The sequence below is a fragment of the Streptomyces rectiverticillatus genome (assembly GCF_013394065.1).
GTDB lineage: Bacteria > Actinomycetota > Actinomycetes > Streptomycetales > Streptomycetaceae > Streptomyces > Streptomyces rectiverticillatus.
Genome location: NZ_CP040752.1, coordinates 4,761,407 through 4,775,120 on the forward strand (window position 1 = coordinate 4,761,407; position 13,714 = coordinate 4,775,120).

15 protein-coding genes are annotated in these 13,714 nt (G+C 70.4%); 12 read left to right on the plus strand and 3 right to left on the minus strand.

Annotated features, from left to right (window positions below; genetic code table 11):
• Window positions 1-41 precede the first annotated feature (41 nt).
• Window positions 42-1,040 (plus strand): 4-hydroxy-3-methylbut-2-enyl diphosphate reductase, encoded by a 999-nt coding sequence (locus tag FGW37_RS20890; RefSeq protein ID WP_425506563.1) that lies wholly within the window; start codon window positions 42-44, stop codon window positions 1,038-1,040.
• Window positions 1,041-1,100: 60 nt separating this feature from the next.
• A complete protein-coding gene (gene ppgK, locus FGW37_RS20895) occupies window positions 1,101-1,871 on the plus strand; it encodes a polyphosphate--glucose phosphotransferase (protein WP_179082448.1) in 771 nt (256 codons plus the stop codon).
• Here ppgK and FGW37_RS20900 read toward each other — a convergent pair.
• Complete coding sequence (locus tag FGW37_RS20900; RefSeq protein WP_179082449.1) at window positions 1,762-2,376, minus strand: DUF6542 domain-containing protein; 615 nt, start codon at window positions 2,374-2,376, stop codon at window positions 1,762-1,764. The two genes, ppgK and FGW37_RS20900, sit on opposite strands and share 110 nt — an antisense overlap.
• Window positions 2,377-2,554: 178 nt before the next feature.
• Between FGW37_RS20900 and ychF the strand changes: the two genes are divergently transcribed.
• Entirely contained in the window at window positions 2,555-3,643 is a 1,089-nt protein-coding gene (gene ychF, locus FGW37_RS20905) for a redox-regulated ATPase YchF (RefSeq protein WP_179082450.1), read from the plus strand.
• A 51-nt stretch (window positions 3,644-3,694) separates the two neighbouring features.
• Here ychF and FGW37_RS20910 read toward each other — a convergent pair whose 3' ends face one another.
• Window positions 3,695-4,276 carry a Uma2 family endonuclease gene (locus FGW37_RS20910; protein WP_179082451.1) on the minus strand — a complete coding sequence of 194 codons (582 nt, stop codon included), beginning with the start codon at window positions 4,274-4,276 and terminating at the stop codon, window positions 3,695-3,697.
• A 357-nt stretch (window positions 4,277-4,633) separates the two neighbouring features.
• Between FGW37_RS20910 and FGW37_RS20915 the strand changes: the two genes are divergently transcribed.
• From FGW37_RS20915 to FGW37_RS20940, 6 genes are all read left to right on the plus strand, one after another.
• Window positions 4,634-5,386, plus strand: a complete 753-nt coding sequence (locus FGW37_RS20915) for a GntR family transcriptional regulator (RefSeq protein WP_168093508.1) — start codon at window positions 4,634-4,636, stop codon at window positions 5,384-5,386.
• A 269-nt stretch (window positions 5,387-5,655) separates the two neighbouring features.
• Complete coding sequence (locus FGW37_RS20920) at window positions 5,656-7,329, plus strand: APC family permease (protein WP_179082452.1); 1,674 nt, start codon at window positions 5,656-5,658, stop codon at window positions 7,327-7,329.
• A gap of 233 nt (window positions 7,330-7,562) precedes the next feature.
• Window positions 7,563-7,742, plus strand: coding sequence for an SPOR domain-containing protein (locus FGW37_RS20925; RefSeq protein ID WP_179082453.1), 180 nt, complete (start codon window positions 7,563-7,565; stop codon window positions 7,740-7,742).
• A gap of 131 nt (window positions 7,743-7,873) precedes the next feature.
• Window positions 7,874-8,278, plus strand: a complete 405-nt coding sequence (locus FGW37_RS20930) for a (deoxy)nucleoside triphosphate pyrophosphohydrolase (protein WP_179082454.1) — start codon at window positions 7,874-7,876, stop codon at window positions 8,276-8,278.
• Window positions 8,279-8,461: 183 nt separating this feature from the next.
• Window positions 8,462-8,884, plus strand: a complete 423-nt coding sequence (locus tag FGW37_RS20935; RefSeq protein ID WP_058046054.1) for an ATP-binding protein — start codon at window positions 8,462-8,464, stop codon at window positions 8,882-8,884.
• A 189-nt stretch (window positions 8,885-9,073) separates the two neighbouring features.
• Window positions 9,074-11,653, plus strand: a complete 2,580-nt coding sequence (locus FGW37_RS20940; protein ID WP_179084824.1) for a SpoIIE family protein phosphatase — start codon at window positions 9,074-9,076, stop codon at window positions 11,651-11,653.
• 2 nt (window positions 11,654-11,655) lie between these two features.
• Here the strand turns inward: FGW37_RS20940 and FGW37_RS20945 are convergent, their stop codons facing one another.
• Complete coding sequence (locus FGW37_RS20945) at window positions 11,656-12,180, minus strand: ATP-binding protein (protein WP_179082455.1); 525 nt, start codon at window positions 12,178-12,180, stop codon at window positions 11,656-11,658.
• Between the two features lie 246 nt (window positions 12,181-12,426).
• Here FGW37_RS20945 and FGW37_RS20950 point away from each other — a divergent pair, with 246 nt between their 5' ends.
• The 3 genes from FGW37_RS20950 to FGW37_RS20960 are packed head-to-tail and all read left to right on the plus strand — an operon-like array spanning window position 12,427 to window position 13,701.
• Entirely contained in the window at window positions 12,427-13,278 is an 852-nt protein-coding gene (locus tag FGW37_RS20950) for a helix-turn-helix domain-containing protein (RefSeq protein ID WP_179082456.1), read from the plus strand.
• 12 nt (window positions 13,279-13,290) lie between these two features.
• Window positions 13,291-13,482: a hypothetical protein gene (locus FGW37_RS20955; protein ID WP_179082457.1), complete on the plus strand. Its 192-nt coding sequence runs from the start codon at window positions 13,291-13,293 to the stop codon at window positions 13,480-13,482.
• 27 nt (window positions 13,483-13,509) lie between these two features.
• The gene (locus tag FGW37_RS20960; protein ID WP_179082458.1) at window positions 13,510-13,701 is read left to right on the plus strand and encodes a hypothetical protein; all 192 of its coding nucleotides are present in this window, start codon (window positions 13,510-13,512) and stop codon (window positions 13,699-13,701) included.
• Window positions 13,702-13,714: the final 13 nt, after the last annotated feature.

Below are 13,714 nucleotides of genomic sequence, written 5' to 3' on the forward strand. Positions count from 1 at the left end.
CCCTGCCGCCCGCCGCCGGTCGACCGCCGCGGGCCCTTACGATGGACGGCATGACTGCACCCACCGCCCGCAAGGTCCTCCTCGCCGCCCCCCGTGGCTACTGCGCGGGTGTGGACCGCGCCGTGATCGCCGTCGAGAAGGCCCTGGAGCAGTACGGCGCCCCCGTCTACGTGCGTCATGAGATCGTCCACAACAAGTACGTGGTGAAGACCCTGGAGAAGAAGGGCGCGATCTTCGTCGACGAGACGGAGGAGGTGCCCGAGGGCAACATCGTCATCTTCTCCGCGCACGGCGTCGCCCCGGTCGTCCACGAGGAGGCCCGGCGCGGCAAGCTCGCCACGATCGACGCCACCTGCCCGCTGGTCACCAAGGTCCACAAGGAAGCCGTCCGCTTCGCCAAGGACGACTACGACATCCTCCTCATCGGACACGAGGGCCACGAGGAGGTCATCGGCACCAGCGGCGAGGCGCCCGACCACATCACCCTGGTCGACGGCCCCGGCGACGTGGCGAACGTCGAGGTCCGCGACCCGGACAAGGTCGTCTGGCTCTCCCAGACCACGCTCTCGGTCGACGAGACCATGGAGACCGTCGGTGCGCTGCAGCAGAAGTTCCCCAACCTGCTCTCCCCGCCGTCGGACGACATCTGCTACGCCACGCAGAACCGGCAGATCGCGGTCAAGCAGATGGGCGCCGACGCCGACCTGGTGATCGTCGTCGGCTCGAAGAACTCCTCCAACTCCGTCCGCCTGGTCGAGGTCGCCCTGGGCGCCGGCGCCAAGGACGCCCACCTGGTGGACTACGCCGACGAGATCGACGAGGCGTGGCTGGAAGGCGTCACCACGGTCGGCGTGACCTCGGGCGCCTCCGTTCCGGAGATCCTCGTCGAGGGCGTCCTGGACTGGCTGGCCGAGCGCGGCTACGGCGACGTCGAGACGATCACCGCAGCCCAGGAGAGCATCACCTTCTCCCTGCCGAAGGAGCTCCGCCGCGACCTGCGCTCGGAGGCGGCCGGGCTGGCCGGGGGCGAGCAGGCCTGAGGTCCCCCGGACCGCGCAGGGACCCTGCATTCATGGCCGCCACGCCGTAGCGTGGTGGCCATGAACGTATTCGGCGTGGACATCGGCGGATCGGGCATCAAGGGCGCTCCGGTCGACGTGCTGCGGGGCGAGCTCACCCAGGAGCGCTTCAAGGTGCTCACTCCGCACCCGGCGACCCCGGACGCCGTCGCGGACGGCGTCCGGCAGGTCATGGAGCACTTCGGCACGCCCGCCGGGCCGGTCGGGGCCACGTTCCCCGGCGTGGTCGTCGGTGGCAGGACGCGCACGGCCGCCAACGTCGACAAGGGCTGGATCGGCCAGGACGCGGCGGGGCTGCTCGGCGAGCGGCTCGGCGCACCGGTGACCGTGCTGAACGACGCCGACGCCGCGGGCCTGGCCGAGATGCACTTCGGGGCGGGCCGCGGGCGGCGCGGCACCGTCATCGTGCTCACCTTCGGCACGGGCATCGGCAGCGCCGTCTTCACCGACGGCAAGCTCGTCGCCAACACCGAGCTGGGCCACCTGGAGCTGCAGGGCCACGACGCGGAGACCCGCGCCTCGACCCGGGCCAAGGAGGAGGAGGGCCTGAAGTGGAACCACTGGGCCCGGCGCGTGGAGCGCTACCTGGCCCACGTGGAGATGCTGTTCTCGCCCGAGCTGTTCGTCATCGGCGGCGGCGTGAGCCGCAAGGCGGCCAAGTTCCTGCCGCTGATCGAGGGCGTCAGCGCCGAGATCGTGCCTGCGGAGCTGGAGAACAACGCCGGGATCGTGGGGGCCGCGATGGCTGCTGCCGCTGCGACCGGCGCAGCCGTGCCCGTCTCCGCCGCCTGATCAGCACGATCCTGCGCGCCAGCGCGATCAGGGCGGTCAGCAGGGTGCCCGCGTAGAGCCAGCCCGCGTTCAGCGACAGCAGCGTGACCAGGCCCATGACCTTGGCGCCCGCCCCGTCGCCCCCGCCGGCCAGGGGCACGGCGCCCACGGCGAAGGCGATGGGGGCGGTGACGGGCGCGGTGATCAGGTCGGCCGGCCGCACCCACAGCGCGCACACGGTGCCCGCCAGCAGGAAGAAGAGCCCGTAGACGGCGTAGGAGCCGCCCGCCAGGGAGTCCAGCCAGCCGACGCCGAGCATCCACGCGGTGGTGAGCACACCGCTGCCGAGGCCGGTCAGGCGCGGCGCCGGCAGCCGCCCCAGGGCCCGCAGCTGCTGGGTGGACGCCCCGCTGCGGGGCCGGCGGACGGCGGCGGCCGGCCCCTGCCCCACGGGGGCCGCGGGGCGCGGCACGGGAGGGACACGGCGGGCCTTGCCCTGGGGCGTGCGCGTGCTGGGTTGCTCCACCCGACCAAACTAGGTCGACAAGCGGGAGGAATCCGGCGTTGGACACGCGGTTTGAGCCACCTTGGCCGTACGTTCGACTGATAGTCCGTACGGGCCCGCCGGACGAGTGGACCCGTAGACTGGATGACCGGCCCGGCAGTGGGCCGCGGACCCTTTGGAACCTACGGGAAGTCGCCACGTGTCGCTCACGATCGGAATCGTCGGTCTGCCCAATGTCGGCAAGTCGACCCTGTTCAACGCCCTGACCAAGAACGACGTGCTGGCGGCCAACTACCCGTTCGCCACCATCGAGCCCAACGTGGGCGTGGTCGGCGTCCCCGACGCCCGGCTGCAGAAGCTGGCCGAGATCTTCGGCTCGCAGAAGATCCTCCCCGCCACGGTCGACTTCGTCGACATCGCGGGCATCGTCCGCGGCGCCTCCGAGGGCGAGGGCCTGGGCAACAAGTTCCTCGCGAACATCCGTGAGTCCGACGCCATCTGCCAGGTCATCCGCGCCTTCAAGGACGAGAACGTCGTCCACGTCGACGGCAAGGTCTCGCCCAAGGACGACATCGAGACGATCAACACCGAGCTGATCCTGGCCGACCTGCAGTCGGTCGAGAAGGCCGTTCCGCGCCTGACCAAGGAGTCGCGCCTCCAGAAGGAGAAGGTCGCCGTCCTCGCCGCCGTCGAGGAGGCGAAGGGGATCCTGGAGTCGGGCCAGACCCTGTTCTCCGCGGGCATCACCAAGGGCACCGAGCGCGGTGACCTGCTGCACGAGCTGCACCTGCTCACCACCAAGCCCTTCCTCTACGTCTTCAACGTGGACGAGGACGAGCTGGTCGACGAGGACTTCAAGAACGAGCAGCGCGCGCTGGTCGCCCCGGCCGAGGCCATCTTCCTCAACGCCAAGATCGAGTCCGAGCTCATCGAGCTGGACGACGAGGAGGCGCTGGAGCTGCTGCAGTCCATGGGCCAGGACGAGCCCGGCCTCGCCACCCTGGGCCGCGTCGGCTTCGACACCCTGGGCCTGCAGACCTACCTCACCGCCGGTCCCAAGGAGACCCGCGCCTGGACGATCAAGAAGGGCGCCACGGCCCCCGAGGCGGCCGGTGTCATCCACACCGACTTCCAGAAGGGCTTCATCAAGGCCGAGGTCATCTCCTTCGAGGACCTGATCGCGGCCGGCTCCGTGGCCGACGCCCGCGCGGCCGGCAAGGCCCGCATGGAGGGCAAGGAGTACGTGATGGCCGACGGCGACGTGGTGGAGTTCAGGTTTAACGTCTGACGACGACGCACCGAAGGGCCGCACTCGCCGAGTGCGGCCCTTTCGCGTTCCTCAGCCCCTGCCGCCCGGCGTCAGGCCGTCCAAGTCGATCTCGATCTCGAACGGAACCGGCCGGCTGAGCTTTCCGCGGCAGATGTCGACCGGGACGTAGGTCGCGGTCGGCTCGTCCAGTTCGTAGACGTGGACGACGGCGGCGCCGTCCTCGTCCTCGACGCACCAGTAGTGGGGGATGCCGGCCTCGGCGTACTTGTGCAGCTTGACGGTGCGGTCGCGGTGGGCGGACTCGGGTGAGACCACCTCGACCACGAGCCGGACGTCATCGGGCGTAAACCAGGTGAGGTTGCGGTCGAAGGGGGCTGTGGTCACGAGGATGTCGGGTTCCGGGCGATTGCGCTCGTCGAGCCGGATGGTCATCTCTCGCCCGACCCTGAAGCCGGCGGGGGCCAGTTCCTTGAGCGCTGAGGTGAGCGAGTGGACGAGCTCGCCGTGCCACCATCGCTGCGGGGACATCATGAAAATCAGCGCTCCGTCGATCAGTTCTGTGTGACGAGGGGCTTCCTGGAGGCGGTCCAGGTCCTCCGCGAGCCACCCCTCGGGACGGGGCGGGATCATCCAGTCGGGCAGTGCGGTCATGGCTTCACGGTAGCGGCCCGCGTCTCAGGCTGAAGAGGCAATCATCCCGGCCGGAGGAATTCCGGTGATTCGCCGCACGCAGCAGGCCGACCGCCTGATAGCCGGCCAGGGCGGCCGACCCGGCGTCACCCTCTTCCGTAACGGAGCGTGTTTGCGGCGTGTGGGCTGGGTATGCATCGGGCGGTGCATATTTGCGGATGTGCCGGGGGTGGTCCTCGCTGCATGCGTGGGTGTTGCCGCCAACTAAGCGTCCCTGAGCTGCAATTCACTACATCTAGTGAATCAATGGCCTTGAGTTGCGGGCAGCAACCGAGGGTTGCCAAGCTGTTGCGGACTGTCAACCTATTGGGAGTGGCCGTGGCCTTCGGTGACCAGCCCGCGTACCTTCGAGTGGCCGGCGATCTGCGTCAGAAGATCGTCGCCGGTGAGTTGCCGCCGCATACCCGGCTGCCGTCCCAGGCGCGCATCCGCGAGCAGTACGGCGTCTCGGACACCGTGGCCCTGGAGGCCCGCAAGGTCCTGATGGCGGAGGGTCTGGTGGAGGGCCGGTCCGGTTCCGGCACCTATGTGCGCGAGCAGCCCGTTCCGCGCACCCTCGTCCGCACGGGGTACCGCCCGGCCGGCGAGTCGACGCCCTTCCGCCAGGAGCAGGCGGACAGCCGGGTCAAGGGCACCTGGGAGTCGCGCAGCGAGCAGGTCCCGGCCGATGCCGCCGTCGCCCGCCGCCTGCGCATCGCCACGGGCGACCGCACCATGCGCACCGACTACGTCTTCCGGGCGCAGGGCGAGCCCGTCATGCTCTCCACCTCCTGGGAGCCCCTGTCCGTCACCGGGCGGACGCCGGTGATGCTCCCGGAGGAGGGGCCGCTGGCGGGCCGCGGCGTCGTCGAGCGGATGGCCGCCATCGACCTCGTCGTGGACAACGTCGCGGAGGAGGTCGGCGCCCGGCCCGGGCTCGCGGAGGAGGTCCTGGCGCTCGGCGGCGTCCCCGGCCACTGCGTCGTGGTCGTCACGCGCACGTACTTCGCGGGGGGCTGCCCGGTGGAGACGGCCGAGATCGTCGCCCTCGCCGACCGCTACCGCGTCGCGTACCACCTTCCGGTGAAGTAGCCGTGACGTGAAGACGGCGCCGGGGTGAACTCCCTGTACCGGCGCCGTCTTCGGCGGGTCCGGGCCCCGTCCACCGCTCCTTACCCCCGGGTAAGTAGTGGACGGTTTGTCCGGGTTCGACCCGATGTAATCGGGTCATTTTTTCTGTTGCAAAACTCACATACGCCCAGGTCAGGGGCTTTTCGCGGAATCCGGTCCTCCAAAACGCTCGTACGATGGCGCGGTTTGTGTCCTGCGTAGGGGAGTAGAGAGAAAAGGAGATCCGGAGCTTGAGTACCGAACAGGGTTCCCACTCGAATTACCGCCGGACCCTGGGCACGACGGCCCTGACGGCCGTCGGTCTCGGGTCGATCATCGGCTCCGGCTGGCTTTTCGGCGCCGAGCGTGCCGCCGTACTGGCCGGCCCGGCTGCCATCTTCGCCTGGGTCATCGGCGCCGTCGTGGCGCTGACCATCGCCCTCACCTACACCGAGCTCGGCTCGATGTTCCCCAAGGCCGGCGGCATGGTGCGCTACGGCCAGTACTCGCACGGCTCGCTGGCCGGGTACATGGCCGCGTGGGCGAACTGGATCGCCATCGTCTCGGTGATCCCGGGTGAGGCGACCGCCTCGATCCAGTACATGAGCTCGTGGGACTTCGGCTGGGCCAAGAACCTCTACGACGGCAAGGAGCTCACGGGCACCGGCATCGCGCTCGCGAGCGTGCTGCTGGTCTTCTACTTCTTCCTGAACTGGTTCGCGATCACCCTGTTCGCCAAGACGAACAACGCGATCACCGTGTTCAAGGTCGTCGTGCCCGCGCTCACCGCCGGCGCGCTGGTCTTCGCGCACTTCGACACCAGCAACGTCACGGACCACGGCGGCTTCGCCCCGAACGGCTGGAGCGCCGTTTTCAGCGCCGTCGCCGTCGCGGGCATCGTCTGGGCCTTCAACGGCTTCCAGTCGCCGCTCAACATGGCCGCCGAGGCCCGTAACCCCGGCAAGTCGCTGCCGAAGGCCGTCATCGGCTCCATCCTGATCGCCCTGGTGATCTACCTGGCCCTGCAGGTCGCCTTCCTGATGGCCGTCCCCGCGGCGGACCTCTCCGGCGGCTGGAACTCCCTGGCCTACAAGTCCCCGCTCGCGGACCTGTCCGTGGCCTGGGGCCTGAACTGGCTCGCGCTGCTGCTCTACGCGGACGCCTTCGTCTCGCCCTCCGGCACCGGCATGATCTACGCGGCCACCACCTCCCGCATGATCAACGGCGTCCAGGAGAACGGCCACCTGCCGAAGATCTTCGGCAAGGTCGACCCCAAGACCGGTGTGCCCAAGCCGGCCCTGCTGCTCAACCTGGCGATCTCCTTCGTCTTCCTCGCCGTCTTCCGCGGCTGGGGCTCGATCGCCGAGATCGTCGGTGTCGCCACCGTCATCTCGTACATCACCGGCCCCGTCGCCGTGATGTCGCTGCGCCGCATCGCGCCCGGCATGAAGCGCCCGGTCAAGCTCAAGGCCATGCCGGTCATCGCGCCCATCGCGATGATCTTCGGCTCCCTGGTCATGTACTGGGCCCGCTGGCCGCTGACCGGCAAGGTCATCTTCATCATGGCCATCGGCCTGCCGATCTGGGCCTGGTACGAGCTGCGCAAGCCGTGGGCCGAGCTCAAGCCGCACCTGAAGGCCGGCGCCTGGATGGTCGCCTACCTGCTCGTCATGGCCTTCGTCTCGTGGGCCGGCGGCACCGAGTTCGGCGGCAAGGGCTACCTGGCTCAGGGCTGGGACATCGTGGTGGTCGCCCTGATCGCGCTCGCGTTCTACTTCTGGGGCGTCCGCAGCGCCTGGCGCAACCCGACCCTCGTCGAGACCGAGAAGGAGATGGCCGCCGCCGAGGCCGCCGAGGCCGCCGAGGCCTCCGGGGCCTCCGACGACCCGGAGGGGTGCTCCGAGCCCTCCATGGCGAAGTCGTAGTCCGGAAGATCTCCAGTGCCGCGCAGGGGCGGCCGAGGGCCCGCGAGGGTCGTCGGCCGCCCCTTCTCGCATCCGTGCCCCGGCCGCCGGTGGCCGAATGCGTGCCTCTTCGTAAAAAACCGTATCCGCTGCGTAAAGGTCGGGCGTACGCTCGGGCATATGCGTACTGCGGTTTCTCCGGGAATGGACAAGGGGCGTGCGCGGGCGCTCACCGCGGCGGAAGGGCAGGGGCGATGACGGACAGCGGACCGGTCCTGCCGTGGCAGGTAATCCGCCAGGAGGAGAACGGCAACTACTACCGCGTGGGGCAGTACGCCACCCGGGCCGAGGCGGAGAAGGTGGTCGGCCGGCTCGACGCCGGCGGCCGCCGGCAGGTTTACATAGTCGAACGCGTGGGCCGGGCGGCGTCCTGAAAGTCAGCTCCGCCTGAAAAATCAGCCCCGCCGCGACGGTGCTCGACCACGGCGGCGAGGGTCCGGGGGGATCCGATCGCACCCGGACCCGTAGGCCGTAGCCCGCCGGGAGGGCCCTACGCTGGGGGCCCATGACGACCGTACGCGTAGTGGTGGGCGCAGCCCTGTTCGACGGAGGGCGCCTGCTCGCCGCGAGGCGGAGCGCTCCGCCCGAGCTCGCCGGCCGCTGGGAGCTGCCCGGCGGCAAGCTGGAGCCCGGCGAGAGCGCCGAGCAGGCGCTCGTCCGGGAGCTGCGCGAGGAGCTCGGCGTGGAGGCCGAGCCGCTGGAGCGCGTCGCGGGAGAGTGGCCGCTGCGCCCGCCGTACGTGCTGCACGTCTGGACGGCCAGGCTGCTCGCGGGCGAGGCCCGCCCCCTCCAGGACCACGACGAGCTGCGCTGGCTCACCCCCGACGAGCTGGACGAGGTCGACTGGCTCGACCAGGACCGCCCCGCCGTGGCGCTCGCCGCGGGGCTGCTGCGGCGCACGGTGCCGTGAGCGGGGCTTTCACCGCCCGCCCCCCGCGTGCTCGGATGAGCCCCCGCGCAGCCCGCTACGCCATCTGCCGCACGTGCGGCGACCTCGGACCGCAGAAGAAGATAGTCGGCCCCTCATACCGGGTATGTGCTGATTATTCACCCCGAACCGGGTAAACCCGGCGGGACCGCAGCGGTCTGGGAAGTGGTCGGCGTGAACGACAGCGCGGGGACCTTGGCGTCGACACCCGGCTTCGCCGAATGGAGCTTCCCTGCCGAGCCCGGCGCCGTCCGGAAGGCACGCACGCTCGTCCGCGACACCCTGCAGGACTGGGGCATGGAAGGCGTCACCGACGTGACGGTGCTGCTCGTCAGCGAGCTCGTCACCAACTCCCTGCGGTACGCGAGCGGACCGATCGGAGTAAGGATGTACTCCCACGCGGGCCCCACCCTTCTGGTGGAGGTCTCCGACCCCCTCCCCGACCCGCCCCGCGAGCGCGTGGCCGACCCCGACGACGAGGGCGGACGCGGGCTGCAGCTCGTGGCATGCGCCTCCCGCCGCTGGGGAACGCGACGGGGGAACACGGGCAAGACCGTGTGGTTCGAACTGAGCCTGCCCGGCCACTGACCGGGGAAAGGACTCGTAGCGGGTTGAGACCGTGCTGTGATCGTGAAGTCCGTGTTCCGAAGGCCCCCTGTGCTGGATACTCGGCCTTCTGATGCCGGTGCGAGCACATGAGCCGGAGGGGACGGGCACGTGAGCGAAAAGCCAGCGGGTGCGGCGGGTGGTACGGCGCAGGGATCGCGCGCCACGGAGATGTGGCAGAACAACCCGCCCGGATCCCTCTACGACTACATCCGCGTCGCCTCCTTCTCCCTCGGGCCCGACGGGCGGATCGAGCAGTGGAGCGAGCGCGCCGCCGAGCTCTTCGGAATAGCGGCACGGCACGCCGTCGGCAAGGACCCGCTGGAGGTGCTGACCCCGGCCGACGGGCACGGCCGCCCGCACCCGTCCGCCCCCTTCCTCGGCGAGGGCGGCCTCGACGGGCGCGAGTGGACGGGCCTGATCCCGTATCAGCGCGGCGGCCGCCATCCCGGAGCGGGCGGCGGACCGGGGGCCGGTGACGGGGCGTCCGCCACCGGCAGGACCGCCGCCGAGCAGTCCGGGCTCGCCGAGATCTACGTGATGCCCACGCAGAACGAGCGCGGGGAGCGCGCCGCGCTCTGCGTCGCCGTCGACGTCCGGGCCCTGCGCGGAATAGAGACCGACATCGCGGCCTCCGAAGCCGTTTTCGGCCAATCTCCGCTGGGATTCTTCTTCTTCGGCACCGACCTCACGCTGCTGCGCGTCAACGAGAGCTTCGCACAGGCCTTCGGCCGGCCCGCCGACTGGCACCGCGGCCGCACCCCGCACGACTTCCTGCCCCGCGGCGAGGCCGAGCGGCTCACCGCCGCCCTGCGCCAAGTCCTCGACACCGGAAAGCCGGTGTCGGACATCCAGCTCGTCGGGCCCGTGCCCGGGCACAGCGAGCGCCGCCGCTGGTCGGTCTCGCTCTACCGGCTGCACAGCGGCAGCGGGCGGCCCATCGGCGTCGCCGCGCTCGCCACCGACGTCACCCGCCGCCGCCACGCCGAGCGCGAAGCCGCCGGCGTCCGCCGCAACCTGGCCCTGCTCAACGAGGCCGGGGCCCGCATCGGCAACTCCCTCGACCTGGAGACCACCGCCCGCGAACTGCTGGACGTCGCCGTCCCCCAGTTCTGCGACCTCGCCTCCGTCGACCTCTACCAGGGCCTGCTCGCCGGCGACGAAGCCCCGCCCGGGCTCGCCGACGGCAGCGCCGAGCTGCGCCGCGTCGCCTACGCCAGCGCGGTCACCGGCGCGCCCCTGGCCGGCGGCGAGAAGCCCGTCCAGGTCGGCGAGGTGCACCGCTACGCCTTCCACTCGCCGTGCGCCGCCGCGCTGCGCACCGCGCAGGTGCAGTTCATCCCGCGCCGGGAGGGCGAGGACGGCCCCGAGCTCGGCGCCGTCATCCAGTCCACGCTCGCCGTGCCGATGGTCGCCCGCGACACCGTGGTGGGGCTCGCGCAGTTCTCCCGCACGAAGGGCAGCGAGCCCTTCGGCGAACGCGACACCGCCCTCGCCGTCGAGCTGGCCGCCCGCGCCGCCGTCTGCATCGACAACGCCCGCCTCTACCGGCGCGAACACGAGCGCGCCGTCATCCTCCAGCGCAGCCTCCTGCCCCCCGGCGACCCCGAGGCCGCCGGCCTGGAGATCGCCTGCCGCTACCTGCCCGCCAACGCGGCCACCGAGGTCGGCGGCGACTGGTTCGACGTCATCGAACTGCCCGGCCACCGCACGGCCCTCGTCGTCGGCGACGTCATGGGCCGCGGCCTGCGCGCGGCCGTCGCCATGGGCGAGCTGCGCACGGCCGTCCGCACCCTGGCCATGCTCGACCTCGAACCCGCCGAGGTGCTCTCCGCCCTCGACGAGATCGCCCACGGGCTCGGCCGCCCCGGCGGCAAGCAGTCCTCCACCCGGGGCGTACGGGGCGGGGTGCGCGCCGCCGACCTCTCCGAGGTCTACCTCGCCACCTGCGTCTACGCCGTCTACGACCCCGTCACCCGGCGCTGCACCATCGCCAACGCCGGCCACCTGCCGCCCGTCCTGGTCAAGGCCGGACGCCCCGCCGAGCTGCTCGACGTCCCGCCCGGCATGCCGCTCGGCGTCGGCGGCGAGCTCTTCGAGGAAACCGTCGTCGACCTGCCGGACGGCGCGCTGCTGGCCCTCTACACCGACGGCCTCGTCGAATCCCGCGAGCACGCCCTGGACGAGGGCCTGGAGGCCTTCCAGGAGGCCCTCACCGGCCCCGCCCGCCCCCTTGAGGAGGTCTGCGAGCACGTCCTCGGCGCGCTCGACACCCACCACGGCGAGGACGACATCGCCCTCCTCATGGCCCGCCTGCGCGGGCTGCCTGCCGAGCACGTGGGCGACTGGACGCTGCCCGCCGAACCGCGCTCGGTCGCCCGCGCCCGCGAACTCGCCCGGGAACAGCTCCCCCTGTGGGGCCTGGAAAGCCTGGTCGACACGACCGAGCTGCTGGTGAGCGAGCTCGTCACCAACGCGCTCCGCTACGGCGAGGGCGAGATCCGGCTCCGGCTGCTCCTGGACCGCACCCTGGTGTGCGAGGTCTGGGACGGCGGCCTGGTCCAGCCCCGGCGGCGGCGCGCCCGCGACACCGACGAGGGCGGGCGGGGCCTGCAGCTCGTCGGCCTGCTGAGCGCCGCCTGGGGCAGCCGCCGCATCCCCCACGGCAAGACGGTCTGGTTCGAGCTGGCCCTGCCGGACGGGGAGTTCCCGGCACCGGACGCGGTGGAGGCGCTGCTGAGCCTGTACTGACGTCAGGCTCCGGGCACCGGGATCCGCGCCCACACCCGGGTCCCCTCGCTGGTGGACCCGGGCTCACTGATGCCCCAGGTCCCGCGGCATTCGTGGATTACGGCGGCGAGGAGGAGCAGGGTGCGTTTGCGGCAGGCGGTGCAGTGGGCGGCCTGGCGGGTGTCGGAGTGGGCGTGGTGGGCGTCCCAGTTGACGATCCGGAGCGCGCCGTCGCACCAGCGGAGCGAGTGGTAGAGGTCCTGCCCGGGCGCGAACCGTGTCCCGCAGGCGACGAGCTCCCCGGCTACGGAGAGGGCGGCCTCTTCGATGGCGGTGAGCCCGTGGGTGCGCAGGACGCTGCGGATGGTGGCCCGGACGACGGTGGCGGAGCGGGGGTCACCGGGGACGGTGAAGCTGTAGGCGAGGGTGGTGGGGTCGGGGGAGCGGGGGATGTAGGCGGGGCGGTGGGTGGTGGCGAGGGTGGAGGGGTTGGACGGGACGGGGGTGATCAGGGGGCAGAGAGTGCGGTCGGTTCCGGCGGCGGGCATGCGGCGGCTCCCGGGGTGGGGTGGAGTGGGGTGAGGTGTGGGGGTGTTGAGCCGGTGGCCTGTCTCAGGGCGGGAGGTAGTACGGCGCCCGTACGATGCGCTTCCGGCTGCGCCGTGCGCTGGCGGCGACAATGAACGTAGAGTCGATGGTGGCCCCGCGCCACTTTTTCGGTGGTCATTAACCCGGAAGAGTGGACGTTTGAACTGACTCGGACGTTCCGCGCAGCAAGGCTGTAGGAAGGAGCTATGCCACCGAGGACTACGCCGACAGAGCGACAGAAGCGGCTGGGTTTCGAACTGCGCAAGATGCGTACAGCTGCAGGTATTTCGACCGATTACGCAGCCGGGCTGCTCGGGCTCGATCGCGGGAAGATCTCCAACATCGAATCCGGGGTACGCGTCATCACGCCAGACCGACTCCGCACCCTGGCCTGCCACTACGCATGCGCGGACGGGGACTACATCGAGGCTCTTGCCTCCATGGCCCAGAAGCGCGAGCGTGGCTGGTGGGAACAGTTCCGAGGCACCCTCCCCGTAGGGCTACTGGACATCGCGGAGTTGGAGTGGCACGCAGCTCGACTGCACACCACACAGGTGATGCATCTACCAGGGATCCTCCAGACGGAGGAATACGCCCGCGCGATCTTCGACGGGGTGCTACCAGCACTTCCCCGGCTGGAAGTTGAGCTCCGTGTGACCCATCGGATGCAGCGTCAACAAGTCCTAGACGATCCCGACCCGATGGAATACACGGGCTTCATCCATGAGGCGGCTCTGCGTATGCGGTTCGGCGGCAGCAAGGTGATGCGGGAGCAGCTCGAATTCCTGCTGCTCATGTCCGAGCGCAGGAACGTCGTGCTCCGGGTGGTACCCGTGGAGACTGGGGTATTCCCGGGCGCAGGCAACGCGATGACGTACGTCGACGGGCCGGTGCCTCAGCTCGACACCGTTCTGCTCGACGCGGTGGGCGGGCCGATCTTCCTGTCCGCGGAGTCGCAGATCGCCCGTTACCGGGCCCACCTGGACTGGATGGAACAGGCCGCTCTTGACGTGACGCAATCGCGCGACTTCATCCACAGAATCGCATCCGATCTTTAAAGGAAGGCAACCATGTCGCACATCCTCTGGGAAGATCCGTTCTGCGGCGACAGTAGCAACTGCTTTCGAATAGGCACTGACTCCACGGGCAACGCCTACATCGCCGTGAGCGGCGCCGAGGACCACTACGTCACTGACACCCGTGACGCCCTGCGCGCCCTGATCCGTGACATCAAGGCGGGCAAGGCCGACCACCTGCTCTGACCGCGGCCGACTGCCAGGAAGGCGACCATGTCGCACATCCTCTGGGAAGACCCGTTCTGCGGTGACGGAAATGCATGTTTCCGAATAGGCACCGACTCCGTCGGCAACGCGTACATCGCTGTCAGCGGGGCTGAGGATCACTACGTCACTGACACCCGTGACGCTTTGCGCGCGCTGATCCGTGAGGTCAAGGCCGGCAAGGCTGATCACTTGCTTTGACCGTGGCCGACTG